The 26,622-nt window shown below is 69.2% G+C and carries 20 protein-coding genes and 1 pseudogene; 8 read left to right on the top strand and 13 right to left on the bottom strand.

What is annotated here, in order from left to right:
* Both AC1DYP_RS14645 and AC1DYP_RS14640 read right to left on the bottom strand, forming a co-directional pair.
* Window positions 1-708, bottom strand: coding sequence for an RlmE family RNA methyltransferase (locus AC1DYP_RS14645; RefSeq protein ID WP_477033013.1), 708 nt, complete (start codon window positions 706-708; stop codon window positions 1-3).
* Window positions 705-1,832, bottom strand: a complete 1,128-nt coding sequence (locus AC1DYP_RS14640; RefSeq protein ID WP_477046940.1) for a Ppx/GppA phosphatase family protein — start codon at window positions 1,830-1,832, stop codon at window positions 705-707. Before AC1DYP_RS14640 ends, AC1DYP_RS14645 begins: the two co-directional genes overlap by 4 nt.
* A 160-nt stretch (window positions 1,833-1,992) precedes the next feature.
* Between AC1DYP_RS14640 and hspQ the strand changes: the two genes are divergently transcribed.
* Together hspQ and phhA are read left to right on the top strand one after the other, a co-directional pair.
* The gene (gene hspQ, locus AC1DYP_RS14635) at window positions 1,993-2,322 is read left to right on the top strand and encodes a heat shock protein HspQ (protein ID WP_477033015.1); all 330 of its coding nucleotides are present in this window, start codon (window positions 1,993-1,995) and stop codon (window positions 2,320-2,322) included.
* 81 nt (window positions 2,323-2,403) lie between these two features.
* Window positions 2,404-3,285, top strand: a complete 882-nt coding sequence (gene phhA / locus AC1DYP_RS14630; protein ID WP_477046939.1) for a phenylalanine 4-monooxygenase — start codon at window positions 2,404-2,406, stop codon at window positions 3,283-3,285.
* On the opposite strand, the gene AC1DYP_RS14625 is transcribed toward phhA, so the two are convergent.
* A complete protein-coding gene (locus tag AC1DYP_RS14625) occupies window positions 3,243-4,451 on the bottom strand; it encodes an acyltransferase family protein (protein ID WP_477046938.1) in 1,209 nt (402 codons plus the stop codon). The genes phhA and AC1DYP_RS14625 overlap by 43 nt on opposite strands.
* A 15-nt stretch (window positions 4,452-4,466) precedes the next feature.
* Here AC1DYP_RS14625 and AC1DYP_RS14620 point away from each other — a divergent pair, with 15 nt between their 5' ends.
* Window positions 4,467-5,390 (top strand): LytTR family DNA-binding domain-containing protein, encoded by a 924-nt coding sequence (locus AC1DYP_RS14620; protein ID WP_477046937.1) that lies wholly within the window; start codon window positions 4,467-4,469, stop codon window positions 5,388-5,390.
* 54 nt (window positions 5,391-5,444) lie between these two features.
* Here the strand turns inward: AC1DYP_RS14620 and AC1DYP_RS14615 are convergent, their stop codons facing one another.
* From AC1DYP_RS14615 to AC1DYP_RS14585, 7 genes are all read right to left on the bottom strand, one after another.
* Entirely contained in the window at window positions 5,445-5,957 is a 513-nt protein-coding gene (locus AC1DYP_RS14615; protein WP_477046936.1) for an N-acetyltransferase family protein, read from the bottom strand.
* Between the two features lies 1 nt (window position 5,958).
* Window positions 5,959-7,305, bottom strand: a complete 1,347-nt coding sequence (gene astB, locus AC1DYP_RS14610; protein WP_477046935.1) for an N-succinylarginine dihydrolase — start codon at window positions 7,303-7,305, stop codon at window positions 5,959-5,961.
* Window positions 7,302-8,753 (bottom strand): succinylglutamate-semialdehyde dehydrogenase, encoded by a 1,452-nt coding sequence (gene astD / locus AC1DYP_RS14605; protein WP_477046934.1) that lies wholly within the window; start codon window positions 8,751-8,753, stop codon window positions 7,302-7,304. The genes astB and astD overlap by 4 nt, the downstream gene beginning before the upstream one ends.
* A complete protein-coding gene (locus AC1DYP_RS14600) occupies window positions 8,750-9,754 on the bottom strand; it encodes an arginine N-succinyltransferase (protein WP_477046933.1) in 1,005 nt (334 codons plus the stop codon). Before AC1DYP_RS14600 ends, astD begins: the two co-directional genes overlap by 4 nt.
* Before the next feature lie 2 nt (window positions 9,755-9,756).
* Window positions 9,757-11,013 (bottom strand): hydrolase, encoded by a 1,257-nt coding sequence (locus tag AC1DYP_RS14595; protein ID WP_477046932.1) that lies wholly within the window; start codon window positions 11,011-11,013, stop codon window positions 9,757-9,759.
* Between the two features lie 205 nt (window positions 11,014-11,218).
* On the bottom strand, window positions 11,219-15,409 hold the full coding sequence (locus AC1DYP_RS14590; protein WP_477046931.1) for a translocation/assembly module TamB domain-containing protein: 4,191 nt from the start codon (window positions 15,407-15,409) through the stop codon (window positions 11,219-11,221).
* Window positions 15,406-17,166 (bottom strand): autotransporter assembly complex protein TamA, encoded by a 1,761-nt coding sequence (locus tag AC1DYP_RS14585; RefSeq protein ID WP_477046930.1) that lies wholly within the window; start codon window positions 17,164-17,166, stop codon window positions 15,406-15,408. The genes AC1DYP_RS14590 and AC1DYP_RS14585 overlap by 4 nt, the downstream gene beginning before the upstream one ends.
* 283 nt (window positions 17,167-17,449) lie before the next feature.
* On the opposite strand from AC1DYP_RS14585, the gene AC1DYP_RS14580 reads away from it, so the two are divergent.
* The 4 genes and pseudogenes from AC1DYP_RS14580 (at window position 17,450) to AC1DYP_RS14565 (ending at window position 22,141) form a co-directional block, all read left to right on the top strand.
* Window positions 17,450-18,994, top strand: coding sequence for a circularly permuted type 2 ATP-grasp protein (locus AC1DYP_RS14580; RefSeq protein ID WP_477046929.1), 1,545 nt, complete (start codon window positions 17,450-17,452; stop codon window positions 18,992-18,994).
* Complete coding sequence (locus tag AC1DYP_RS14575) at window positions 18,991-19,926, top strand: alpha-E domain-containing protein (RefSeq protein ID WP_477046928.1); 936 nt, start codon at window positions 18,991-18,993, stop codon at window positions 19,924-19,926. The genes AC1DYP_RS14580 and AC1DYP_RS14575 overlap by 4 nt, the downstream gene beginning before the upstream one ends.
* A gap of 25 nt (window positions 19,927-19,951) precedes the next feature.
* Window positions 19,952-20,912, top strand: a pseudogene (locus tag AC1DYP_RS14570) (transglutaminase family protein).
* A gap of 62 nt (window positions 20,913-20,974) precedes the next feature.
* Complete coding sequence (locus tag AC1DYP_RS14565; RefSeq protein ID WP_477046927.1) at window positions 20,975-22,141, top strand: DUF418 domain-containing protein; 1,167 nt, start codon at window positions 20,975-20,977, stop codon at window positions 22,139-22,141.
* Here the strand turns inward: AC1DYP_RS14565 and AC1DYP_RS14560 are convergent, their stop codons facing one another.
* From AC1DYP_RS14560 to cysT, 3 genes are read right to left on the bottom strand one after another with little or no spacing between them, the layout of a single operon-like run.
* Window positions 22,142-23,161 (bottom strand): sulfate/molybdate ABC transporter ATP-binding protein, encoded by a 1,020-nt coding sequence (locus tag AC1DYP_RS14560; protein WP_477046926.1) that lies wholly within the window; start codon window positions 23,159-23,161, stop codon window positions 22,142-22,144.
* 20 nt (window positions 23,162-23,181) lie between these two features.
* Entirely contained in the window at window positions 23,182-24,042 is an 861-nt protein-coding gene (gene cysW / locus AC1DYP_RS14555; protein WP_477046925.1) for a sulfate ABC transporter permease subunit CysW, read from the bottom strand.
* Entirely contained in the window at window positions 24,042-24,914 is an 873-nt protein-coding gene (gene cysT, locus AC1DYP_RS14550; RefSeq protein ID WP_477033083.1) for a sulfate ABC transporter permease subunit CysT, read from the bottom strand. The genes cysW and cysT overlap by 1 nt, the downstream gene beginning before the upstream one ends.
* Window positions 24,915-25,819: 905 nt before the next feature.
* On the opposite strand from cysT, the gene AC1DYP_RS14545 reads away from it, so the two are divergent.
* Entirely contained in the window at window positions 25,820-26,620 is an 801-nt protein-coding gene (locus AC1DYP_RS14545; RefSeq protein ID WP_477046924.1) for a DUF7847 domain-containing protein, read from the top strand.
* Window positions 26,621-26,622 lie beyond the last annotated feature (2 nt).

The raw sequence follows: 26,622 nt of genomic DNA, 5'->3' as shown, positions 1-26,622 counted from the left end.
TCAGCGCCCCTTGAACCCGGTCGCCACCAGGAAGACCTCGGAGCTGTCGCTGCGGCTGGCCTTGGGTTTGAAGTGGACCACCTTGGTGAAGTGCTTCTTGAGCCGGGCGATCACGTCGGCGGTCTCGCCGCCCTGGAAGGCCTTGGCCACGAAGGCCCCGCCGGGCTTGAGCACCTCGATGGCGAAGTCGGCGCCGATCTCGATCAGGCCGACGATCCGCAGGTGGTCGGTCTCGCGGTGGCCGACGGTGTTGGGGGCCATGTCCGACATCACCAGGTCCGGCGCGCCGCCCAGCAGCTCCAGCATCTTGGGCGGACAGGCCGGGTCGGTGAAATCCATCTCCAGGATATGGGCCGGCGCCACCGGGTCGACCGGCAGCAGGTCGACGCCGACGATGTCGGTCACGCCGCGCTCGGTGGCCATCTGCAGCCAGCCGCCCGGCGCGCAGCCCAGGTCGATGACCTTCGCGCCCTTCTTGAAGAACCGATACTTGTCGTCGATCTCGCTGATCTTGAACGCCGCGCGGCTGCGGTAGCCCAGGGCGCGGGCCTTGGCCGAGAACGGGTCGTTGATCTGCCGCTCCAGCCAGTGCTGCTGCGAGGGCGTGCGACCGAAGGCGGTCTTCAGGCGCGCCGGCTTGGTGCGGCCGCTGTCATTGCCGCCGGCCGGCGGCTTGACCATGCGCTTGCGGGGAGGTTCGTCGTTCATGCGTTCACCGTTGCGGGGCGGGACGACCGACCAGAGCCGCCTCGCCGACGCCGGCGCGGCTTCTTCTGCTGATCGGACATCAGGGACATCAGAAGACCCTCTCTAAGCCCCCGATCGGCGACACGCACGCGAGAACACGGCCAAAGCTCCTGAACGGCCTGCAGGATCGCCGCGCCGGCCAGCACCAGATCGGCCCGATCGGCCCCGATGCAGGGCTCCAGCGCGCGTTCCTTGGCGGTCAGGGTCAGCAGGCGATCGGCCGCCGCCTCGCATTCGTGGCGCTGCATCCACAGGCCGTCGACGATGTTGCGGTCGTAGCGCGGCAGGCCCAGGTGCAGGCCGGCCAGGCTGGTGATCGCCCCGGACGTGCCGACCATGTGGGCCCGGTCGTCCTCGAACAGGCTGCGCATCGACTCGGCGTGCGGGAATTCCTCGATCCGCGCCTTGACCGCCTCGACCATGGCCCGGAACCAGCCCTCCTCCACCCGCTCGCCCTCGGGAAAGCGTTCGGCCAGGGTGACCACGCCGATCGGGATCGACAGCCAGGCCTTGATCGGCAGCTTCCAGGTCGCGAACTGGCGCGGCTTGCTGTCCAGCCCGCCGCCCTTGAGGTCCACCCACGACAGCTCGGTCGAACCGCCCCCGACATCGACCACCAGGGCCGCCTCGGCGTCGCGGTCGAACAGGCTCATGCAGCCGGCGACCGACAACTGGGCCTCTTCCTTGGGGGTGATGATCTGCAGCCGCAGGCCGGTCTCCTCGGCGACGCGGCGGACGAAGTCGGGACCATTTGCCGCGCCTCGGCAGGCCTGGGTGGCGACGGCCTTGACCCGCACCACCTTGCGGCGGCGGATTTTCTCGGCGCAGACCTTGAGGGCCGCCATCGAGCGGTCCATGGCCTCGTCGGAGAGCTGTCCCGTCTGAGAAAGACCCTCGCCCAGCCGCACGATCCGGGAATAGGCCTCGACGACGCGGAAGCCGCGCGGCGAAGGCGTGGCCACCAGCAGGCGGCAGTTGTTCGTACCCAGGTCGAGCGCCGCGTAGCACGACTGCTCGCCTGGCGGCCGGCGCCGGCCCGAGCCCGAAGGCTGAGGCGCGCCGGGCGCTCTCGGCGCCTCCGACATGGTCGTTCCACCTTGTCTCGCAGGCGATTCGAGCCGAACCGCCTCACTTCGGGAGCGAGCATAGCGGCGAGATTCCCGCGCCGGAAGGCCTCGCCTTGTTATCCGATGACGGAACTCTACGTTCAGGTTCTAGTCAGGAGACTCGTGTAGGCTGGTCGACATGAATTCGAGACTCGCCAAATTCGCGATCGGCCAGGTGGTCAAGCACCGGATCTTCCCCTTCCGGGGCGTGGTGTTCGATGTCGACCCGGTGTTCGCCAACACCGACGAATGGTGGAACTCCATTCCCGAGGACATCCGGCCGACCAAGGACCAGCCGTTCTACCACCTGCTGGCCGAGAACGACGACAACACCTATGTCGCCTATGTTTCCGAGCAGAACCTGCTGGCCGACGAGACCGGCGAGCCGGTGGGCCACCCGCAGACGGCGGTGATCTTCGAGAGCTTCGACCACGGCGCCTACAAGCTTCGCCCCCGGATTTCGCACTAGGCGCAAGGTCTCTCCGAGCGAACCCGGTTCTCACGCAAAATCCGAACGGATTTTGCCACGAACCGGGCGTAACGTCGTTTCATGAGCGCTGACGGTTTTAGCAGCGGCCCGCCTCCCGGCGCGGCCGCCGATTGGACGATCGACCAGGGCTGGGAGAACTACTCCCGAGCCGAGCACGACGTCTGGATCACCCTCTACGAACGCCAGGCCGCCTTGCTGCCGGGCCGGGCCTGCGACGAGTTCCTGCGCGGCCTCGACGCCCTGGACCTGCATCGCTCGGGCATTCCGGACTTCAAGCGGATCAACGAGGAGCTTCAGCGTCTGACCGGCTGGACCGTGGTCGCCGTGCCGGGCCTGGTGCCCGACGACGTGTTCTTCGACCACCTGGCCAACCGCCGCTTCCCGGCGGGCCAGTTCATCCGCAAGCCGCACGAACTAGACTACCTGCAGGAACCCGACATCTTCCACGATGTGTTCGGCCACGTGCCGATGCTGACCGACCCGACCTTCGCCGACTACATGCAGGCCTATGGCCAGGGCGGCCAGCGGGCGCTGGGCCTCGGACGGCTGGCAAGCCTGGCCCGGCTCTACTGGTACACGGTCGAGTTCGGTCTGATGGAGACCAAGGCGGGCCTGCGGATCTACGGGGCCGGCATCGTCTCCTCGCGTACGGAGTCGATCTTCGCCCTCGACGATCCCTCGCCCAACCGCATCGGCTTCGACCTGGAGCGGGTGATGCGCACGCCTTACCGGATCGACGACTTCCAGCAGGTCTATTTCGTCATACCCTCGATCCAGACGCTGCAGGAGGTGACCCTGCGCGACTTCGGGCCGCTGTACGACCGCCTGGCCGGCGCCAGCGACCTCGGCATCGCCGAGATCACCAGCGCCGACCGGGTGATCACCGCCGGCACCCAGGCCTATGCGAAGACCGGCGGCCGCTTGGCCTCGGCGACCGGCTGACCCTTCAGGCCGAACAGGATCCGCACGCCGGGAATGCGCCGGACGATCTCGTAGGTCGCGAAACAGCCGGCGAAGGTCAGGACGATCAGGATCGCGGCCTCTAGCGGCTGGGGCAGGTTCAGCTTGGCCAGATGGTGCGCCATCACCACGATCAGGGTCTGGTGCACCAGGTAGAACGGGAACACCCCCAGGGTCAGATAGCGCAGGGCCGCCCCGCCGCGGTTCAGATGCTTGGCGCCGAAGCCCAGGATGGCGACGATGGCGCACCAGGCGTCGGTCGCATGCACGAAGCGCATGGCCAGCTTCAGGCCGGGCGACGGGATAGGCGTGTCGCCTCGGTAGATCCAGACGAAGGTCGCCCAGCCGGCATAGGCGGCGACGGCCAGGGCCAAGGCCGGCCAGCGCGCGGCGATCAGGCGCTGGCGCAGCACCTCCGACTTGGCCAGGCCGAAGCCCAGCAGGAAGGCCGACAGCGACACCGCGTGCACATAGTAGTCGCCGACCAGGGCGTGGGTCTCGCCGTAGCGGACATAGAGCGTGCCGCGCAGCAGGCCCAGGAACAGGATGGGCCAGGCGAGCAGGCCAAAGCCCTTCAGGATCCGCTCGGCCCCCGCCTGGATGTGCTCGCCCAGACGACGCCAGACCAGCAGCAAACCAGCCAGCCCCAGGGTGTAGAGGAACAGATAGGCCACGAACCACATGTGGTTGTAGGTCGGGGTGATCAGGCAGCCGTCCGGGCTGCACCAGTGACCCGAGGCGGTGGCGTAGCGGACCCAGAAATTGTCGACGCTCAGCGCCGTCCCCGGATGGGCGGCGATGTATTCGACCACCTGGTAGTAGGACTGCGGCGGCACGATCACGAACATCGCGAACAGCAGCGGCGGAAGCAGCCGCGCCACCCGCGCGCCGGTCAGCTTTCCGACCGTGGTCTTGTCGGCCATGAACCGCGTCGCGGCGCCGGAGACCAGGAACAGCAGGGTCAGCCGCCACGGATTGGTCAGCAGCATGAACGGTTCGAGGGCTTCCACCGGATGCGGCGTCTTCACGTGCCAGTCCCAGGGCACATAGAACATCCCGACGTGGTACAGAATCAGCAGGAAGAACGCGCCGACCCGGATCCAGTCCAGGTCGTATCGGCGGTCAGGATTTGAAGCGGTCGAAGGCATGACGAGGCGTCCGGCTTGAAAAACGATGCGAACGTCGTGAACCGGACCACGGCCGGGAGCCAAGAGCCCGGGGACCGGCGGCCGCCGGCAGGGACGAACGGAAAACCTTCAGGGACGAACGGCGGCTTTTTCGGGCTGAGCGGCGAAGAGCGCCAGGGCCTCTGGCGCGCCTGGCTGCTGGGCGTGTCGCTGATCTCGTGCATCGCCGTGGTCAATGTCCTGACCATCCGGCACGACGCGCCGCGCCTCGGCACGCTGGGCCCGGCCATCTGGGAGGGCAGCAGCGCCCTGGTGACCCTGGCGATCTTCATGATCCCCGCCGCCGTCGCCGTCTGGATGACCCGGACCTCTCCACCTTGGTGGCGGGCCGTTCCCGTCCACCTGGTGGCGGTCGTGCTCTACTCGGTGCTGCACGTCTCGGGCTTCGTGGCGCTGCGCAAGCTGGCCTATCTGGCCCTCATGGGCGGTCCGTACCAGTTCGGGCCGCTGTCGACGGAATTCCCCTACGAGTTCCGCAAGGACCTGATGGCCTACGGTCTGGCCTCGATCATCTACTACCTGTCGCTGAGACGCAGCGCCCGCGAGGCGGCCGCACACACTCAGACCGCGTCGACCACGGCCAGCTTCGACATCCGCGACGGCGCGCGGCTGGTTCGCGTGCCGGTCTCCGAGATCCTGGCTGTGCGTTCGGCCGGCAACTACGCCGAGTTCCTGCTGGCCGACGGCCGGCGGCCGCTGATGCGCTCGTCGCTGGGCGCCCTCGAGACCACAATGGCGGAGCACGGCTTCCTGCGCGTCCACCGATCCTGGCTGGTCAATCCGACCCGGGTGACGGGTCTGCGCCCAGAAGGCTCGGGCGACTACGCAATCGAGTTGGGCGCGGTAGAGGCGCCGCTGTCGCGCCGCTTTCCCCAGGCCCTGGCGGCGCTGCGCGGCTAGAGCATTTTCAAGCGAAGTGGATACCGGTTCGCGTGAAGAAAATGCGCCAAAGCTCTAGTCCAGCAGTAGTCCCATGACGATGTCGTCGTCGACCGTGCCGTCCGGCAGTCGGCCGCGACCGGTCATCCGGCCCTCGATCTGGAAGCCCAGCCGCTGGTAGAGCCGCTGGGCGCCGAGATTGGCCGCGCCGGTCCATAGCTCGATCCGACGGATCGGCGGGGTCATCGTCCCGGCCGTTTCGATCAAGGCGCGGAACAGGGCCGAGCCGACGCCCCTGCCCTGCCAGTCCGGATCGACCGCCACGGTCAGGTCGGTCAGCACATGGGCGAAGATCGCGATCTTCATCCGCTCGACATGCAGCTCGCCGCAGAGCGCGCCGACGGAATCCACGGCGACCAGGTTCACCCCGCCGTCGGCCGCGACCTCCATGGCGTGGGCGACATAGTCGGGCGTCACCTCGTCCGGCTGGCGCGCCAAGCCGCCAGGTTGGGCGGCGACCTTGCGATGCAGGGCCAGTATGCCGGCCGCGTCCTCGGGCACGGCGGGCCGAACGGTGAAGGCGCTCATGCTAGGCGGCTCGCTGGAACGGATAGAAGTCGCCGCCAAGGTCGAGGATCGCGGTCAGTTCGTCCAGAGCGGCGCGGCTCTCGACGATCAGCGCCGGGTCGGTCAGGTCGGCCGGGGCCAGGCGGTCACGATAGTGGCGCTCGGCCCAGGCGTTCAGGCGATCGTGCAGGGTCGCGTCGAACCGCTGGCCGGGATTGGTCGCCGCCAGCTCGGCGTCGGTCAGCACCACCCGCAGCCGGAGGCAGGCCGGACCGCCGCCGTTGCGCATGCTCTGGCGCACGTCGACATATTCCACCCGCCCGATCGGACCGTTCGAGCCGGCCAGGGCCTGGGCGGCCGCATGGGCCCGCGGGTTGTCGCGCGTCTCGCCCGGCGCCAGTAGGACCAGGCGGTCCTCGCCGGGCAAGACCAGCAGCTGGGAATTGAACAGATAGCTCTTCACCAGGTCGTCCAACGGCAGGTCGGCCTCGCTGATCTCGACGAAGACCGGCTCGAACAGGCCGTCGGCGGCGCGGCGGACGCCATCCTCCATCGCCACGCGGTCCTCGAAGGCCCGCTCGTGGAACAGCAGGCATTCGCGCGTGCCGACGCAGACCACGTCGTTGTGGAACGCCCCGGCGTTGATCGCCGCCATGCCCTGGCGGGCGAAGACTCCGCGCGCCGCGCCGTGGCGGCGCTCGACCGCCTCGAAGGCCTCGCGGGTCTGGCGGGCCGGATAGCGGCCTTCCCAGCGCTCCCATGCCTCGCGCCCCCAGACGAACAGGTTGACCCCGGGCTCGCCGTGGTCGGCGCACAGCCGCACATGGTTGGCCGCGCCCTCGTCGGCGAAGTGCGGCTGAGCCGGCAGCGGATTGTGCACGGCGAACCGCGCCTCGTCCGGAAACAGGCGGCGCAGGCTGCGCGTGGTCTGTTCGCCCTCGAGACTGCGGTGCAGGTTGGTCAGCAGATTGGCCGGGGTGAAATGCACGCGGCCGTCGGCGGTGTCGGCGCTGGGCGTGACGGTGGCGGCGTTGGCGGCCCACATCGGCGAGGCCGAACAGGCGGCGGCCGCCAGGGCCGGCGCGTCCGTCCAGGCCTTCTCCAGCACCTGGGCGTCGGAGCCGGACAGCCCGACCGCCCGCAGCAGCGCCAGGTCCGGCCGTTCGTGCGGCGGCAGCACGAACTGCGGCACGCCCCAGTCGGCCAGCTTGCGCATCTTGGTCAGGCCCTCCAGCACCGCGGCGCGCGGATTGGAGACCTCGCCGGCATTGGTCTGGCTGGCGATGTTGCCCGGCGACAGGCCGACGTACGAGTGGGTCGGCCCGACCAGGCCGTCGCAATTGGCCTCGAGCGCCGCCCGCGAGGTCATTCGCGCAGGCCCTTGATATCGCCCAAGGTATTGGCAACGTCCTGCGCCTCGAAACTGGCCACCGGATAGGCGCAGTAGTCCGCCGCGTAATAGGCGCTGGGTCGGTGGTTGCCCGAACTGCCCAGGCCGCCGAACGGCATGGTTCCGGCCGCGCCGGTGGTCGGGCGGTTCCAGTTGACGACGCCCGCTCGGATGCGCTTCAGGAAATGATCCCAACGCGCTGTTTCACTTGAGATAAGTCCGGCCGACAGCCCGTAACGCGTGGCGTTGGCGGCGGCGATGGCCTCGTCGAACGAGCCGACTCGACGCACCTGCAGCAGTGGTGCGAACAGCTCCTGGTCGGGCACGGTCTCGCCGGTCACGTCGGCCAGGCCCGGCGAGACGAAGGCCCCGCTCAGCCCCTCGACGCCGGTCATGGCGCGCACGGTCCGGCCAGGCATGGCCTGTGCGCCGGCCAGCGCCATGGCGGCGGCGCGGTCGGAGATCAGCGGGCCCATGAACGGCTCCTCGCGGCCGTTCCAGGGACCGACCACCAGGCGCTGGGACAGGGCCGCGACGGCGTCGATCACCGCCCGCCCCGCCGCGTCGTCCGAGACGATCAGGCGACGGGCGCACGAGCAGCGCTGGCCGGTGGTGATGAAGGCCGACTGCACGACCAGAGCCGCCACGGCCTCGGCGTCGCCGGCGTCCCAGACCACCAGCGGATTGTTGCCGCCCAACTCCAGCGCCAGGATCACGTCCGGCCGATCGGCGAAATGGCGACGGAAGAAGGCGCCGGCGGCGGCCGAGCCGGTAAACAGCAGACCGTCGATCTCCTGGTCGATCAGGGCCTGGCCGACCTCGCGGCGGCCCTGCACCAGGTTGATCACACCGGGCGGCACGCCGGCCGCCTCCAGCGCCTCGACCAGCATCTGGCCAGCCAGGGGCGTCTCTTCCGACGGCTTGAACACCACGGTGTCGCCCGCCAGCAGAGCCGGCACGATGTGGCCGTTGGGCAGATGGCCGGGGAAGTTGAACGGTCCCAGCACCGCCATCACGCCATGCGGGCGATGGCGCAGCACCGCGCGGCCGAACGCCATGTCGCTGGCGTGCTCGCCGGTGCGCTCGTCATAGGCCTTGATCGAGGCCTCGACCTTGCCGGCCATCGAGCCCAGCTCGGCCTTGGTCTCCCACAGCGCCTTGCCGGTCTCGCGGCTCAGGGCCTCGGCGAAGGCCGCCGTACGGGCCACCAGCACGTCCTTGTAGCGGCGCAGGACGGCGATCCGCTCCTCGCGCGGCAGGTCGGCCCAGGCGGGGAAGGCCTTGCGGGCGGCCTCGACCGCCGCCGCCACGTCGGCCGGACCGGCGGTCGCCTGGCGCCAGATCACCTCGCCGGAGGTCGGATCGACCGAGGTCGCCTCGGAACCCGCGCCCGTCCGCCAGACACCGTCGATGAACACGCCGCTCATGCCTTCACCCGCACCATTTCGCCGTCCTTGACGCCCAGGGCCGCCGCGGCGTCCCGGCCGATGATCGCGCTCTCGCCGTCGATCAGCACCGGCGCGCGCACCGCCCTGAACTGGGCGATCGCGCCCGAGCAGATCAGGGCCTCCTCGCCATAGGCGTCCTCGCCCAGCCGCACCCGCAGCCGACGGCCCTCGCGCACCGTCTTGATGTCGTCGCGCCGCGCGGCCACCGTCGGGCCGGCGTCGAAGATGTCGACCAGGCCCGAGAACCGGAAGCCCTCGGTCTCCAGCATGGCCCGCGCCGCCTCGCCTTCGCGGTGGACCCGGCCGATGGTCTCCGAGGCCGCCTGGGGCAGCAGCTCGGCATAGATCGGATGGCGCGGCGCCAGGTCCAGGATGAACTGGCCGTCGGTCGAGGCGCTCATCATGTCGGCCTCGTCGAACTCCAGCCGGAAGAACTTGCTGGCCACGTGGTCCCAGAACGGACAACTGCCGTCTTCGTCGAACCAGCCGCGCAGCTCGGCCAGCACCATCTCGGCGAAGCGCTGCGGCTCCAGCCCGATCAGCATGTAGCGCGACTGGGCCAGCAGACGCCCCGCCCCGCCCTTGCGGCGCTCGGGCTTGAGGAACAGCGAGCCGACCTCCGACCAGCCGGCGCATTCGTTGACCAGCACCAGGGCCCGGTGGTCGAACCGCTTGTCCAGGGTGGGAGAAGACTGCGCCAACGTCACGACGCGGAACGAGAAATGCGGGCGCTTCAGACCCACCCCCGCCTTGACCCCGGCCACGCCGACGACGTCGCCTTCCGCCAAATCCTCGAGCATCAAGGTGTACCAGGCCTCGGGCGCGGCGACCTCGGAGTGGAAGCTGGCCCGCGACAGGTCCAGGCGGGCGCGCAGGGTGTGCTCGTCCTCCGGCAGGCTGGTGAAACCGCGGCCCGACAAGACGGCCAGCTCCATCAGGCTGTCGAAATCGGCGGGCATCGCGGGACGTACGACGAGCATACTCAAACGGTCTCCGCGAGGTCGGTCATGGCGGCGCGCAGGCCGGGACCGTCGATCTCGCCGCTGGCCAGCTTCATCAGGATCACGGCCGACAGCTGGGCGCGCTCGACGAAGCTGTCGGGCCAGGCATGCTCGGCCTCGCTGTGGATGTCGCCTCCGCGCACCCCCAGGGTGTCGACATTGGGCAGGCCGGAGGCGAACAGGTTGTTGCCTTCGCAGACGCCGCCGGAGGGCTTCCAGGCGATGTCCTGGCCCAGCAGCGCGCCCGCCGCCTTCACCGCCCCGAACAACCGCTGCTGGGCGGCGTTGAACGGCTTGGCGCCGCGGGTGACGCGGCCGTGCGGATGGGCGTGCAGCCCCTCTCCGGTCGACGCGACGATCTTGTCGACCTCGCCCTCGAACCAGGCCGCGTCCTCGGCCGCCGGGAAGCGGACGTTGAAGCGGACCACGGCGACGTCGGGCACCATGTTCAGCGGCGAGCCGCCGTCGATCTTGGCGATGTTGCAGGTGACGCCGTCGCGGAGGCCGTTCAGCGCGTGCAGGGCCTGGGCGATCCGCGCGGCCTCCATCACCGCGTTGCGGCCGGCGGCGAAGTCGCGACCCGCGTGGGCGGCCTTGCCATGGACCACGATGTGGAAATTGCCCGAGCCCTTGCGGGCGCTGGCCAGGGCCCCGTCGGCAAGCGCCGGCTCGTAGGTCAGGCCCACCTGTCCCTGGCGCGCGAACTCGGCGAGGATCGGCGCCGAGGCGACCGAGCCGATCTCCTCGTCCGGCGACAGCAGCACGCGATAGCCGACTTTCGAGGCCAGCGGATGGCGTTCGAAGGCCTCCAACGCCGCGAGCATCACCGAGATCCCGCCCTTCATGTCGGCGATCCCCGGCCCGTGCAGCGCGCCGTCCGGCCGCGTCGTGACGGTCTGGAAGCCGGAGGTCTCGGAATAGACGGTGTCGTAGTGGCCGGTCAGGACGACCTGGACCGGCGCCTCGGGCCGCACGACCACGGCGATGGCCGCCGGGTGGGCCTGCTCGCCGATCCGGCCGTCGGCCCCCACCTCGGGCGAGGCGCCCAGCGGGATGTCGGCGGGCGCGGCCGGCAGGTTTCCGAAGGCGTCGAGCAAAACTTGCCGCTGGCGCTCCAGGCCGCCCAGATGCCGGCTTCCGGAGTTGATGGCGCACCAGGCCACCGCCCGATCGATGATCAGCGGTCCCTGGTCGGCCAGATGTCGCAGAACGGCGCGATCATCGTCGTTGAGTCGCATGAAATCGGTGTCTCCCTCAGTTCAAACTAAACCAAGGGCCGCGGGCAATTCGTGCTTCCTCACTCAAGGAAACCGGTAGCCCGCGCAACAGCCTTGCTCCGAATGGGAACCGATCCCGGTCGAGGCCAGGAGCGGAATCCGGATCTGTCACTGCATGCTTCCCGCCGCCGTTTCCGGCTTGGAGCGCGGAACGGGCGGAAGCGGGCTAGTTGTAGTCCTTTCTCCAGCGGACCGAAAGCTGGGCGTCGCCCTGGCTGCCGAGCTTGGAGATCAGCGACAGGGCGCGGCGGACCCGCCATTCGACCTGGGCCGAAGACCCTTCCCGGCCGCCGCCGATGATCTCGACATAGACGTCGTCGGTCACGTACTTGCCGCCGGCCACGGTCATGCCGGTGGCGCTGTCGGCGAAGGACAGCCGGTCCAGCCCGGCCAGGTTGCGCAGGTTGCCGATCACGTCGAAGCCGCCGCCGCCCGCCAGGGCCGCCAGGGCCGAGGCCAGCTGCGCGGCTTCGATCGGGGTCAGGTTGGCGGCCGACGAACCGAACAGCACCTGCGACAGCACCTCGTCCTGCGGCAGTTCCGGCTTGGAGGTCAGGGTGATCTCCGGCTTGGCGGCGGTGCCCTGCACCTTGACCACGGCGGTCAGGGTCGAATCCTCGCGCACCGCGGTCAGATCCAGCCGGATGCGATCCAGCTGGGTGGCCAGGCGCACCGTGCCGGTCTCCTCGAACTCGAAGCGCTTGCCGGCGAAGTCGTATTCGCCGCGCACCATCCGGGCCTCGCCGTCGAGGATCGGGCTGTTGGTCGAGCCGCCGACGTGGGCGTCGAGCGACAGCTCCACGTCCAGGCCCCGGCCGCGCACGAAGATCCGGCGGGGGGCCTTCAGGGTGACGTCCAGCAGCATGCCGCTGCCGGGCGCGACCTTGCGGACCTCGATGCCCTGATCCATCTCGTCCGGGCGATTGCGCTCGATGACGTCCAGCGAGACCACGCCCGCCGGGGTCTTGGTCTGGGCCGAGACGTCGGCGCGGTCGATGGTCAGGGCGCCGACCATCTTGACCTTGCCGTCGGCCCCGCGATTGACCGTGGTCTGGCCGCTGGCCGTGGCCGTGGCCAGTTCGTTGTCGATGACGCGGAAGCCCTTCAGGTCCAGCTTGAAGCTGCCAAGCCCGCCGCGCGCCAGGCTGATCCGGCCCGAGCCCGACATCGTCCCGCCCTGCCCGTCGCCGGCAGACACCTGGCTGACGTCGATGGCGTTGTCGGCCAGGGCCACGCGGACGATGACGTCGCGCAGGCTGAGGCCGGTCTGGCCGTCGTCGACCCGGCCGCCCTCCAGGCTGGCGCGGCCGGTCAGCCGCGGATCGGCCAGGGTGCCGGCCAGTTCGCCCTCGGCGTCGATCTTGCCCGACACGCTGCGCTCGGAGCTGCCCAGCAGGTCCCACAGCGGCTTGATCTCGCCCTGGGCCGTGAACTGTCCGCGGACCGGACGCTGGCGGTTGATCGCCAGGTGGAACGGCTTGGCCGAGGCTTCGGTCGGCAGGGTCACCTCGGCCCTGGCCTGCAGGCCCTGGCTGTTGGAGCTGCTGGCGTTGATGGTCATCAGGTTGTCGCGCAGCACGCCGCGAATCTCGGCGTTCAGCGAGCGGTCGGCGCGAGACCCGCGCTCGCGGGCCCCGATCAGGTTGGCGTCAAACTCGCCGGTCAGGGTCGGGCCCGAACCGGTGAGCGTCACGTGGGCGTCGACCTTGCCGGCCATGTCGGGATTGAGCGCCGTCAGGCTCACCCCCGTCAATTGCGCGCGAAGCGTGGCCAGGTCGCCGCCGACGTCGGCGTCCAGATCGGCCGCGCCGTCGCCGACCGACAGCCGTAGGCGGGCGTTGGTGCGCGGGCCGCCGAACCGGATCTGGGCGGTCTCGCGGGTCTTGATCTCGGTGCGCGCCATGGCTCCGGCGGCGTCCAGGGCCAGCAGGTATTCCTCGCCGGCCTGGGTCATCACGCCCGAGCCGTTCAGCTTCCAGCGACCGGACGGAGCCTCGCCTCGCGCGTCGATGGTCAGCGGCAGGCGGGCCATTGGACCGGCGGCCTTGACCGCAGCGTGCCGGACCTTCCAGGCCCCGCCCACGATGTCGTCGGCGACCAGATCGAGCTGCGCCGTGGGACCGGCCGCGCCGTCGGCGATCTTGGCCGTGCCGCTGACCCGGCCCTGGGCCAGGAAGGCGCCGGGGCCGATCGCCACCGTCAGGTCGGCGGTGGCCGGGCGGCCGCTGCGCAGGGAAACCGCGCCCTTGGCCTTTGCCCCGCCGGCGTCGACGTCCAGGTCGGAAAGCTCCAGCCCGCCCGTCGCGAAATTGAAGGCCGTGCGCGCCTTGGCCGGACCGTACTGGCTGCCGGCCTCGATCGAGGCCGTGCCGTCGCCGCCGTCCGGGCGCTTGGCGAAAGACAGCACCACATGGGCGTCCTTCAGCGGCAGGCGCGGCACGTCGATGGAGTCGAAGTCGGCGATCAGGTCGGCCTTCGGCGCCGCCAGGGTTCCGGTGACGGCGCCCGTGCCCTTGGCCTTGCCGGCGACCTCGATCGGACCGGCGACAAACGGCCCCGTGGCGGTCCAGTCCAGCTTGAACGCCATGGCCGTGCCCGGACCGAGCACGCCGGAGGTCCGCACCGAGGCGGCCGCGCCATCCAGCTTGGCGTCGGCGACCGACAGCCGCTCGTTGGCCCACGAGGCGCGGGCGTTGAGCCGCGGCGTCTTGCCCAGCAGGCGATCCAGTTCCGCCAGGCCCGTCGCGAAATTGCCGCCCCGCGCGTCGACGGTCAGCATCCACGGCTTGTTCACGCCCTGGCTGGCCGACCATTTCGCCGTGGCCTGTCCGGCCATGCCCGCCCGGATGGGAGCCAGGGAGGCGACCCTGGCGTCCCCCTTCAAGGACAGGCCGCCCAGCACCCCGCGTTCGCCCTGGGCGACGACGGTCAGGTTCGGGGCCTGGACCTTGGCCGAGCGGATCAGGAAGCGGCCGTCCTTCAACCGCGTCCCCTCGAACTGGGCCGAAGGCGAGCGGCCGAGCACCGCCAGCAGCCCCTGCCCGCCGCCGCCTTCGGTCGTGGCGTCGGCCTTGATGCTCAGCTCGCCGCGCTTCCAGCCGACGCTGGCCGGGCCCTTGGCCCGCGCCAGGCGATAGCCCAGCCAGGAAAGGTCGCGGACATCGACCCGGCCACCGACCAGGAAACCGTCGCCGGTCAGGTGGAAGACCCCGTCCGCGACGCCTGCCCCCATGGGCGGCAGCGGCGTCACGCGGGACAGATTGCCGATCTTCGCGGAGAAGGTCAGGCCAGCGGGCGCGGTGATCCGCTTGCCCAGGTCGGCCAGGCCATGGGCGGTCAGGTCGAGATTCTGGCTGTCGATCTTCAGGTCGAGATCGTTGAACGCCCCGGCCTTACGGCCGACGATCGAGAAGCGGGCGTCGGCGCCGAACATCTTCTCCTCGCGGTCGGTCAGGGTCGAGGCCGCCAGATCGATGTGACCAGTCGCCGAGCCGCCCTGCGGCGTCCAGGCGCCGCCGGCCTTCAGCGGCGTCGCGTCTCCGGACCGAGCCAGGATCGTGAAGGCGCCCTGGCTGGTGGTGCCGTGGGCCTTGGCGTTGAGGTCGAAGGGCCGGTTGGGCGACAGCCCCAGCGCCCCGGCCACGGCCCCGCCGTTGGCCTCCTGGGCCTGGGCGTCGAGCAGCAGGGTCTTGTCGCGCCCGAGGTCGAAGACCAGCTTCAGGTGATCGCCGGCGTGCAGGCGGCTGAGCGCCCGCAGATTGCCCTTCTGTCCGCCGAATCTCTGGGACTCGTAGTCGCCGCTCAGGTCGAAATCGCCAGCCTGGCGACTGAACTCGGGCCGGGTGATCAGGCGCAGAGCGACACGATCCAGGTCCACCGACAGCGGCGCGGCGCTCGACTTGCCCTTGGGGGTCAGGGTCGGGCGGCGCAGCACCACGACTTGACGGGCGGAGATCGTGTCGGCGTGGAAGCGGCGGTAGAACAGCTCGGCCGGCCGCCAGTCGATGTAGAGATCGGAAGCCTCGAGCCAGACGCCCTTCTCGTCGCTGATCGTCAGGCGTCGAACGCCGAACGCGTCCCAGATGTCGCCGCTCAGCCCCTCGATCTTCAGGCGCCCCATGCGGCCCAGCTTCAGACCGCTGGTGCGGGCCTCCAGGAAGGCGCGGCCCTGCGGGGTGACGGCGCCGAAGCGCACGCCGCCCAGCAGCACGGCGACCAGCACCACCAGGCTCACCGAGACGATGATGATCAGGCCCGGCCAGCCGATCTTGCGCGCGACCTTGGTCGCCGTCTCGGCGACGACTTCTGGAATATCCTCAGGCGGCGGCCCGCCAGGTGGTTTTTGGGCGTCGGTCAAAAGGCCTGCCCGATGCTGATATAGACCTGGAACGACGGATCGCCCTCGCGCTTGCTGATCGGCATGGCGATGTCGGCCCGGATCGGTCCGAAGCCCAGGTCGTAGCGCACGCCGACCCCGACGCCGACGCCGAAATCATCGCCGTTGGGCCACTTGTCGACGCCCACGCCGCCGGCGTCGATGAAGGCCACCCCGCCCCATCGGTCGGTGAACTTGTGACGCAGCTCCAGCGAGCTCTCCAGCAGCGACAGGCCGCCTTGCGGCGTGGTGGTGTTGTCGATGCGCGGACCGATGGCCTGATAGGAATAGCCGCGCACCGAGCCGCCGCCGCCGGCGTAGAAGCGGTTCGAGGCCGGCACCTCGGGCATGGTGCCGCCCAGGATCTGACCGGCCTTGAACCGGCCCGCCAGCACGGTGCGCCTGCCCTTGCCGAACGGCAGATAGGCCGTGGTCTGCGCCTGGACCTTCAGGAAAGCCATGGTCAGGTCGCCGGTGATGGCGGTGGGTTCGGCCCGCGCGTCCAGCCGCCAACCCTTGGTCGGGTCCAGGATGTTGTCGGACTTGTCCCAGGCTTGCGCGCCCAGCAAGGTGAAGGTGGCGAAGTTCTGCTCGACGTCGGTGGTGACGCCGTTGACCGTGGTGGGCGAGTCGACCTGCGTCAGGTCCAGCGAGACGCCGTAGGTGCGATAGACGGTCGTTTGCAGCTTTCGGGTCAGGTCCGCGCCGATATGGGCGCCGGTTTCCACATAGGCGTCGGTGTCTTCGCGAAAGACGGCGGTGTTGAGCTTCAGGGTTTGCTGGCTGCGTCGCCAATGCGGCAGGGCCAGTTCGGCTTCAAGACGGCTGTCCAGCCTGGATAGTCGCGCCGTCAGGGTCGTGGTGTCGGCCCGATGAAAACGATTGTAGTGGATCCACTTTGCGTCCGCGCCCGGCCCGTCGATGCTCGAATAGTTCGCGGCCAATTCCACCGTCCTGGCCTTGCGGTCGGACAGGGTCACGACCACGGGGCGCAAGCCGTCGGGCAGCGCCTTCTCCTTGGGGGCCAGCGAGACCGAAACCGTGTCGTAGACGCCGGTGTCGCGCAGCCGGCGCTCCAGTTCGGCGATGTCGTCGGGCTCGTAGATGTCGCCCGAGCTCCAGGGCGCCAGATGCTTGATCCAGGCGGGGTTCGATCGCCCCTGCGTCACCACCTGGATCCCGTCGACATGGGTCAGGTCGCCCGCCGCGATGTGGAAGGTGGGACGCACGGTGTGGTCGGCGTGGTCGACGACGACCTCGCGCGGCTCGGCCGCGGCGTCGGCATAGCCCAGTTGCTGGACCTGGGAAACGACTCGCCCCTCGGCCGCCAGCACGTCGACGGCGCGGCCCGGGGCGCCCGGCACCAGGCGGATGACGCTTTCGGCGCGCTTGACGACGCCTTCGTCCGGCGCGGCCCCGCTCCAGGCCAGCTTGGGGTCGGCGATCACGAAGACCGGGCCGGGGGTGATCTTGAGAATCGCGCGGGGCGGATCGGCTTCGGAAACGTCCGGCTCGACGACATAGGCGTAATAGCCCTCGGACCGCAGCACCTGGACCGCGTCGTCGCCGGCGTCCCGGGCGCGGCGGCGCGCTTCCGAGCGACTGCGCGCCGGCGCCTTGGCTTCGGTCATGGCGCGCTGGATCGCTTCGCGCAGCGCCTTGTCCTCGACGCCGGTGATGCTGGCCGCGGGCTCGGCCGCATTGGCGTGGCCCGCGGCCAACAGGGCCGCGGTGGTCACACCAAGGGCAAATCTCTTACGCACCAAGCCTTCCAAGTCCCCGCGCGGAGCGCCCCCGAACCCCTGTAGTCGCCCCCCCGCCGACTGTCACGCGGTGAAATGTACTAGAACAGTTCCGGGCCATGACCCCACGCGCACCAGAAGGGCGCCCAAAACTTAGGCAGCCCCCCGCATCCCGTCATCGCGACACGAAAAGCACCGCTTCTGGCCTTCGCGCGTTCTAGGCTGGATCGGGACGCGCCCCCTCAATGCGGCGCGCAGGGTGGACAAAGTGGACACGGGCGTGGCGGCGAAAATCCAGGACATCGACGATACTCCCACCTTGCCTATGACGGGGGCCGCGTACCTGCCCGGCGTCGCGTATGACGAGATGATCGCCCAGGGCGGCGACGTGCGCGCCCACTATGCGGCGCTGCAAACCCGAATCTCCTCGCTGGGCGCCAGCGAACTGGCGGACCGGCAGCGGATGCTCGAGCGGTCGTTCCTGCTGCAGGGCATCACCTTCACCGTCTACGGGGCCGACAGCGCCACCGAGCGGATCATCCCGACCGACCTGTTCCCCCGTATCCTGCCGGCTCAGGAATGGGCCAAAATCGAGGCCGGACTGACCCAGCGCCTGCAGGCGCTGAACATGTTCCTGGCCGACATCTACGGCGAGCAGCAGATCCTGATGGACGGCGTGGTGCCGCGCGAACTGGTGCTGGGCGCGCCTTCGTACCGCCGCGAGATGCAGAACCTCTACGTGCCGCACAAGGCCTATGCCAATGTCTGCGGCAGCGACCTGATCCGCGGCCAGGACGGCGAGTTCGCCGTGCTGGAGGACAATCTGCGGGTGCCGTCCGGCGTGTCCTACATGCTGGCCAACCGCGACGCCTCCAAGCGCACCTTCCCCGGGGCCTACCGCGAAGCCGGCGTGCGGCCGGTCGAGCGGTATCCCGACCTCCTGCTGGCCACGCTGAAGAGCATGAGCGCCGACTGGCGGCCCAATCCGCAGGTCGTTGTGCTGACCCCTGGCGTCTACAACTCGGCCTATTACGAGCACGCCTATCTGGCGCGTCTGATGGGCGTGCCGCTGGTCGAGGGCCGCGACCTCGTGGTCCATGACAACATGGTCTACATGCGCACCACCACGGGCCTGCGCCGGGTGGACGTGATCTACCGCCGGGTGGACGACGACTTCATCGACCCCCTCACCTTCCGCCGCGATTCGTCGTTGGGCGCGGCTGGGCTGTTCAACGCCTATCGGGCCGGCAACGTGGTGATGTGCAACGCGCCGGGCACCGGCGTCGCCGACGACAAGGCCGTCTACGCCTTCGTGCCCGACATCATCCGCTACTATCTCGGCGAGGACGCCATCCTGCCCAACATCGAGACCTTCCTGTGCCGCGAGCCGGCCCAGTTGAGCCACGTGCTGGCCAATCTGGACAAGCTGGTGGTCAAGGCGGTGGGCGCCTCGGGCGGCTACGGCATGCTGGTGGGGCCGCACGCCTCGGCCAAGGAGCGGTCCGAGTTCGCCGACGCCCTGAAGGCCGACCCGGCCAACTACATCGCCCAGCCGACCATCCAGCTGTCGACCGCGCCCTGCCTGGTCGACGGCCGCATCGAACCGCGCCACGTCGACCTGCGGCCATTCATCCTGTCGGGCGAGAAGACGGTGGTCACCCCCGGCGCCCTGACCCGCGTGGCGCTGAAGCGCGGCTCGCTGGTGGTCAATTCCAGCCAGGGCGGCGGCAGCAAGGACACTTGGGTGCTGGCCGAAGAGAACGGCCACAACGGCAACGGCCATGCCGTCGACAAGGGACCTTCCGAAAAGGGGACTGGCCAATGATGCTCGCTCGCGTCGCCGACAGCCTCTACTGGCTGGGCCGCTACATCGAACGGGCCGAGCACCTGTCGCGGCTGTCGACGGTGATGCTGAACGCCACCCTCGACCAGACCGACACCGGCGCCGAGGCCGTGCGCATCGCCCTGTCCGCGGTCGGAGAGACCGATCTCAAGGCCGGCGCCTTCGAGGCGGCCAACGGGCTGGTCCTGGACCGCTCGGACGCCAATTCGGTGGTCTCGTCGCTGTCGCGAGCCCGGGAGAACGCCCGCCAGGTCCGCGACCAGATCACGACCGAGACCTGGGAACGGCTGAACCTGCTGTACCTGAAGGTCATCGACCGCAACGCCGGCCGCGACTTCGCCGACAACTCGGTGACCTTCCTGCATGACATCATCGCCGACGTGCACCTGTTCAAGGGCGCGGCCGACACCACCATGAGCCACGGCGAGAGCTGGCGGTTCATGATGGTGGGCATGTACCTGGAACGGGCCCAACTGATCGCCAGCCTGCTGGAGGCCTGCTTCGCCGAGGACAGTCCCAAGGTCAACGACCACCTGGCCCTGGTCAGCCTGCTGCGGATGGGCTGCGCGCTGGAGCCCTACCTGCGGGTCTACACCGCCGAGATCGAGCCGCGGCACATCCTGGAGTTCATGGTCTTCGACGAGGACTTTCCGCGCTCGATCCGCTTCGCCACCAGCCAGATCGAGAAGCACCTCAGCGAACTGGCCCGTCACGTCGAGGCCACCGGCCGCGCGGCGCCGGAACGGCTGGCCGGACGGCTGAAGGCCCGGCTGGAGTTCGCCGACGTCGGCGAGCTGGAGAGCCAGGGCGCCGGCGAGCTGCTGACCACCGTGGCCAACGAATGCGCCCGCATCCACCAGGCGATCTATGAGACCTTCGTCGCCTATCCCCTGGAAATGCGCCTCCCCGCCTAGGGGCGGCTGCTTAGGAAGTCCTATCGTGTTGCTCGAGATCCGCCACGTCACCCAGTACCATTACGAGCGGCCCGTCCGCGAAAGCCTGATGGAGCTGTGGATGCAGCCCCAGAAGGGCGCGCGCCAGCGGCTGGTCAGCTTCGAGCTGGACATCGAACCAGCCGCCCAGGTGTTCTCCTACGCCGACAGCTTCGGCAACGCCGTCTATCACTTCGACGTGCCCCAGCCGCATGACGGCCTGACCATCATCGCCCGCTCGGCCGTCGAGACCGAGCCGGTGCACGAATGGCCCCAGCCGCTGGACATGGGCGAGTGGGAACGGCTGAAGAGCGCCTTCGTGAAGGGCGAATGCTTCGACTACCTGCAGCCCCACGGCTTCGTCCAGGTGACGCCCGCCCTAGAGACCTTCATCATCGAGCACGACATCGACGCCCTGCGCCGCCGCGATCCGTACTCGGCGGTCCAGGCCCTGTGCGACACGATCTACAAGGCGTTCGAGTACCAGCCGGGAGTCACCGACGCCGACAGCCCGATCGACCTGGCGCTGAGCGCCGGCCGCGGGGTCTGCCAGGACTTCGCCCACATCATGCTGGCGGTCTGCCGGGCGTGGGGCATCCCGGCGCGCTACGTCTCGGGCTATCTGTTCACCGACCGCGAGGCCGGCGACCGCTCCGACCCCGACGCCACCCACGCCTGGGTCGAGGTGTTCCTGCCCAGCTACCGCTGGGTAGGCTTCGATCCGACCAACAACGTCATGACCGGCGAGCGGCATGTGGCCGTGGCCGTGGGCCGGGACTACAGCGACGTCACCCCGTCGCGCGGCGTCTACAAGGGCGATTCCGAGAGCCACCTGGCCGTCGGCGTCTCGGCGCCTGCCCCGCCCCTCGGCGCCGTTCGGTTCGGCCAACCGCCGCCGGGCCAGCGCCGACGCCATCCGCGAACAGCAGCAGCGCCAGCAGCAGCAGCAGCAGCAGCAGCAGCAGTAGACCTCCCGCCGCGACGCACCCTAGGTTAGCGCTAACAAAGCGACGACCTGGGGAGGGCGCGGATGTCAGAAGAGCCGAACGGGGCGTCGCCGCGCCTGGCCATCGTGGACGCCTTGCGGGGCTACGCCCTGATGGGCCTGTTCCTGGTCCACACGCTGGAATATTTCGAGCTCTACTGGTCTAACCCGGTCTCGAACCCGGTGACCACGGCGGTCTTCACCGTGTTCATGGGCAAGACCTTCTCGCTGCTGGCGCTGTGTTTCGGCTTCAGCTTCTTCGTGATGATGGACGGCGCCGCGCGCCGGGGTCAGCCTTTCGCGGGCCGGTTCGCCTGGCGCCTGACCCTGCTGGCGGTGATCGGCGTGCTGCACGGCCTGGTCTATCGCGGCGACATCATCATCGTGCTGGCCCTGGCCGGCTTCGTCCTGATCCCGTTCGACAAGGTCCGGTCCAACCGCGTCCTGCTGACCGTGGCCACGTTCTGCTTCCTGCAGCCCTACATCCTTCTGTGGATCGCGGCGGGCAGTCTCGGCGCGCCCTGGGCGCTGGCCAAGCCGCACTTCTTCTCCGACCCCGCCATGGCGGTCTATCTGGCCGGCGACATCGGCCAGGTGTTCCGGGCCAACCTCTGGGACGGCCAGGTCAACAAGTGGTGGTTCTTCATCGAGACCGGCCGCTGCGTGCAGGTGCTGGGCCTGTTCCTGATCGGACTGGTGCTGGGCCGGATCGGCTTCTTCGCCGACCCGGGGCGCTTCCGTCGGGGACGGACGATCGCCCTGGTCGCGGTCGTGCTGTTCGCCGCCCTCTGCCACGTGCTGAAGACCCGGACGACCGGCCATGACAGCGGCCCGGCGTTCTGGACCAACATGCTGGCGGGCGGCTGGTTCGACCTGTCGTGCATGGCCGCGTCGGTGCTGATCTTCGTCCAGTTGTGGCGGATCGGCGGCGAGCGCGTTCTCAGCGCCCTGGTTCCGGTCGGGCGGATGACGCTGAGCCTCTATGTCGGCCAGTCGCTGGTCTTCATCCCGCTGTTCTATCCGCTTGGCCTGGGTCTCTACGAACGGATGACCCCTGCCCTCGCCCTCTCGATCGGTCTGGTCGCCGTGGCGGCGCAGCTGCTGCTGGCCGCGGTCTGGTTCAAGGCCTTCCACTACGGTCCGCTGGAGTGGCTGTGGCGGTGCGGAACGCGGCTGTCGTTCGACATCCCGTTCCGTCGCAAGCCGGCCTAGCTAGAGCGGATAGACGTGGCTCTTGCGGGCCGCGATCTTGATGGTCCCGGCGAACCTGGACGCCTCGGCGCGCGAGGCGCTGATCTCGATGTGGCGGCCGTCGGCGCTGGTGGCGGACACGGCGGTCAGGGCGCCCTGCACGTGGGCCCGGGCGACCTTGACCTCGAAACCGCCGTCGTCCAGCGCGAAGTCGTGCGGCCGCACGAAGCCAACGGCCGGGCCGTCGGCGACGCCGTTGGCCGAGAACGACACCGCGCCCGAGGTGAAGCGCCCGCCCGAGACCGTGCCCTCGAAACGGTTGGCCTCGCCGACGAAGCCGCAGACAAACGGCGTGGCGGGATTGTCGTGCACCTCGTCCGGCGTGCCGATCTGCTCGATGCGGCCGGCGTTGAGGATGGCCACGCGGTCGGCGAGGCCCAGGGCCTCTTCCTGGTCGTGGGTGACGAAGATGGTGGTGACGCCGGTGGCGTCGTGCACGCGGCGCAGCTCCTTGCGCAGCGACTTGCGGACAGTGGCGTCCAGGGCGCCGAACGGCTCGTCCAGCAGCAGCACGCTGGGTTGCACGGCGAGAGCCCGCGACAGGGCCACGCGTTGGCGCTGGCCGCCCGACAGCTGCGAGGGGTAGCGCTTGCCCAGGCCGTCCAGCTCGACCAGCTTCAGCAGCTCATCGACCCGACGGGCGATCTCGGCCTTCGGCGGCTTGTCCGCGCCTTTGCGGACGTCCAGGCCGAACGCGATGTTGCGGGCCACGGTCATGTGCTTGAACAGCGCGTATTGCTGGAACACGAAGCCGACGCGGCGGGCGGCGGCCGAGGCGAAGGTCACGTCCTCGCCCTCGAACAGCACCTGGCCGGCGTCGGGGAATTCCAGGCCGGCGATGGTGCGCAGCAGGGTCGTCTTGCCCGAACCCGACGGGCCCAGCAGCGCCACGAGTTCGCCGTCGGCGATCTCCAGATCGACGTGGTTCAGGGCTGGATAGCGCCCGAACTTCTTTTCGACGGAACGGATGGAGATGGTCATGGGATCTGTTCGTTCCGAATCTAGTGTCCGCCGCCGCGCTTGACGTCGGGTTGGGCGATCTCGAGCACGCTCTTGAGCACCAGGGTCACGATCGCCAGCAGGCAGAGCAAGGCGGCGACGGCGAAGGCGGCGACGAAGTCGTACTCGTTGTACAGAATCTCGACGTGCAGCGGCATGGTGTTGGTCAGGCCGCGGATGTGGCCGCTGACCACCGAGACGGCGCCGAACTCGCCCATGGCCCGGGCGTTGCACAGCAGCACGCCGTACAGCAGGCCCCAGCGCACGTTCGGCGCGGTCACCCGCCAGAAGGTGTAGAGGCCCGAGGCTCCCATCGAGACGGCCGCCTCCTCCTCCGACACGCCCTGCTCCTGCATCAGCGGAATCAGCTCGCGGGCGATGAACGGGAAGGTCACGAAGATCGTCGCCAGCACGATGCCGGGAATGGCGAAGATGATCTTGATGTCGTGGTCGATCAGGCGCTCGCCGAACCAGCCCTGCAGGCCGAAGACCAGCACGTAGATCAGGCCCGCGACGACCGGCGAGACCGAGAACGGCAGGTCGATCAGGGTGATCAGCAGCGGCTTGCCGGGAAACTCGTGCTTGGCGATCGCCCAGGCGGCGCACAGGCCGAACAGGGCGTTGAACGGCACGGTGATGCCGGCGGTGATCAGGGTCAGCTTGATCGCCGCCCAGGCGTCCGGCGTCGAGATCGCCTCAAGGGCCGGGCCCAGGCCCTTGCGCAGGGCCTCGGCGAACACCGCCGCCAGGGGCAGGATCAGCACCAGGCCCAGGAAGGCTAGGACCAGGCCGATGACCACGATCTTGGCCCACAGCGGATCGTCGGTCGGATGGCGGAACTGCGCCTTGGTCGGAACGGCCATCAGACGAACCTCCGCGACCAGGCCTGGATGGCGTTGATGACCAGCAGCATCAGGAACGAGACGCCCAGCATGACCAGGGCGATGGCCGCGGCGTTGGCGTACTCGAACTGCTCCAGCTGGATGATGATCAGCAGCGGCGCGATCTCGGACTTGTAGGGCATGTTGCCGGCGATGAAGATCACCGAGCCGTACTCGCCGACGCCCCGGGCGAAGGCCAGGGCGAATCCGGTCAGCCACGCGGGGCCCAGGGCCGGCAGGATGATCCGGGCGATGGTGGCGATCCGGTCCGCGCCGAGGCTGGCCGCGGCTTCCTCGACGTCGGCCGACAGGTCACGCATCACCGGCTCCAGGGTGCGGACCACGAACGGCAGGCCGATGAAGATCAGGGCGATGGTGACGCCGATCGGGTTGTAGGCGGCCTTGATCCCCAGCGGCGTCAGGTATTGCCCGACCCAGCCATTGGGCGCGTAGAGGGTGGCCAGGGCGATGCCGGCCACGGCGGTCGGCAGGGCGAACGGCAGGTCGACCAGGGCGTTGACGATGGCCTTGCCCGGAAACTCGTAGCGGACCAGCGCCCAGGTGGTCAGCACGCCGAACACCCCGTTGATCACCGCCGCCACGAAGGCCGCGCCGAAGGTCAGGCGGTACGCCGCCATGGCGCGTTCGGAAAAGGCCGCGGCGACGAACTGGGCCGGCGACAGATCCGAAGCCTTGATCGCCACGGCCGACAGCGGGATCAGCACGATCAGCGACAGGATCGTCAGGGTCACGCCCAGGGTCAGGCCGAAGCCCGGGATCGCCGAGCGGCGACGGAATAGCGGGCGTCGTGGGGCGCGTGTCGGAGCGGGTGCGGGAATCGTCTCGGCGGTCATCGGGTGATCGTCGTCCAGCATCCGCGTCGGGCCCCGCAACGGAGCCATGAAAACAAGAACGCGCCAAGCCGCGAATTGGGCGAAGGGCGTGGTGAAGCTGGTGCGGCTTAAATCCCTACACGGCCGGTCGGGTCAATTGAGTTCGTCGAGGGGGGCGGCCAGAAAAACTGTGGTGGCCAAAGCCGTGCGCCGATCACTTGCCCCCTACGGACCGCTTCGCGGTCGTCTTCCCCCACGGGGGGGAAGAGGGGCCCGCCGCCGGCGCGTGCGCACGTCCTCCGCCCCCCTATGGGGGCGGACAGACCGCGCAGCGGTCAGGTGGCGGCACGGCTTCTCGTCCTCACGCAGGAAACCCGCTGAGCTTAATGGGAAGGGTGCGAAGCGCCCGGGCCTCGCCCGGATGATTTGCAGTTGTGAGTACCGTTTCGACGAAGACAGACGCTTCGCGCGGCCGTTATCCGGAAGCCTTCGGATCGCGGATTCTTAACCCGCTCCGATGGAGGCCCCCGACGGGCGGAGCATTGGCTTGCTCCGGACCGCATGGGCGATTTCAGCCCATGCCTGCCGCGTCCGCCGATCCTCCGCCGCCTGGGTTTCGTCCTGTGTTGCAAGGAACCTGCCCAGAGCCGTCGCGAAGGCCGCCATTCAAGGCAACCGACGAACGCCTCCCGCTCGACCACCCCCGAAAGCCGCATCGGTCGCCGTACGTGCGCCCTCCCCGTGCTTTCAGGTGCAAGCATTATCCGCCAGCCTGGAAGCTCAAGGATCGGAAACGTGCGTTTTCGTACACGCCACTGATTTCATTGAGCTTCATTTCCAAGACAGCGGGGATGGAAGCTCCACCGATGGACACCCCGTTCACCGCATGGTTGAACAGGGCCAGTAGCTTTGGGGGAACTTCAGACATGACCGACACGACCACGGGTTCGCGCCGCTTCGAGATGGGCCGGGTGATTTCCGGGACCTTCGAGGTCATCGGCCGCAACTTCGTTCCTTTCACCCTGCTGGCCCTGCTGCTGGGCGGCTTGCCCAACCTGCTGGTGGGCCTGGTCCAGATGCGCTTCCTCGCCGGACAGACGACGTTCGAGCCCCGGGTGGTCGGCGGATCGGTCGTGGGCGGCCTGATCATGCTGGTCGCCGCCTTCGTCCTGCAGGCCGCGATCGTCCACGCCACGGTGACCGACCTGAACGGCCGGCGCGTCGCGCTCGGCGACAGCCTGAAGGTCGGCCTTCGCAACTGCCTGCCGCTGATCGGCCTGGCCATCCTGATGGCCCTGGGATTCGCGGTCGGTTTCGTGCTGCTGATCGTCCCGGGCTTCATCCTGATGATCATGTGGTCGGTGGCGGTTCCGTCCAAGGTGGTCGAGAAGATCGGCGTCTTCGACGCGCTGCGGCGCAGCGGCGACCTGACCCGCGGCCGCCGCTGGCCGATCTTCGGCCTGTTCGTGCTCTATGCGATCGCCAACTGGATGCTCAGCGCGCTGGTCGTGGTCGCCGCCGGGCCGTTCACGCCTCTGGCGGCCCCAACGACGGACACGACCAGCGTCCTCGTCAGCACAACCTCGCTCATCCACGTGGTCGCCTCGGCCGTCATCGCCACGGTCGGCGCGCTGGTCAGCACCGCCGGCGGCGCGGTGCTCTATTCCGAGCTGCGCGGCTCGCGCGAAGGCGTCGGTCCGGAAGCCCTGGCCTCGGTGTTCGACTGATC

This window comes from Caulobacter sp. P1_D6, from assembly GCF_056406095.1.
The sequence above is the reverse complement of the archived record's forward strand: the minus strand, read 5'-3'. Positions and strand labels throughout refer to the sequence as shown.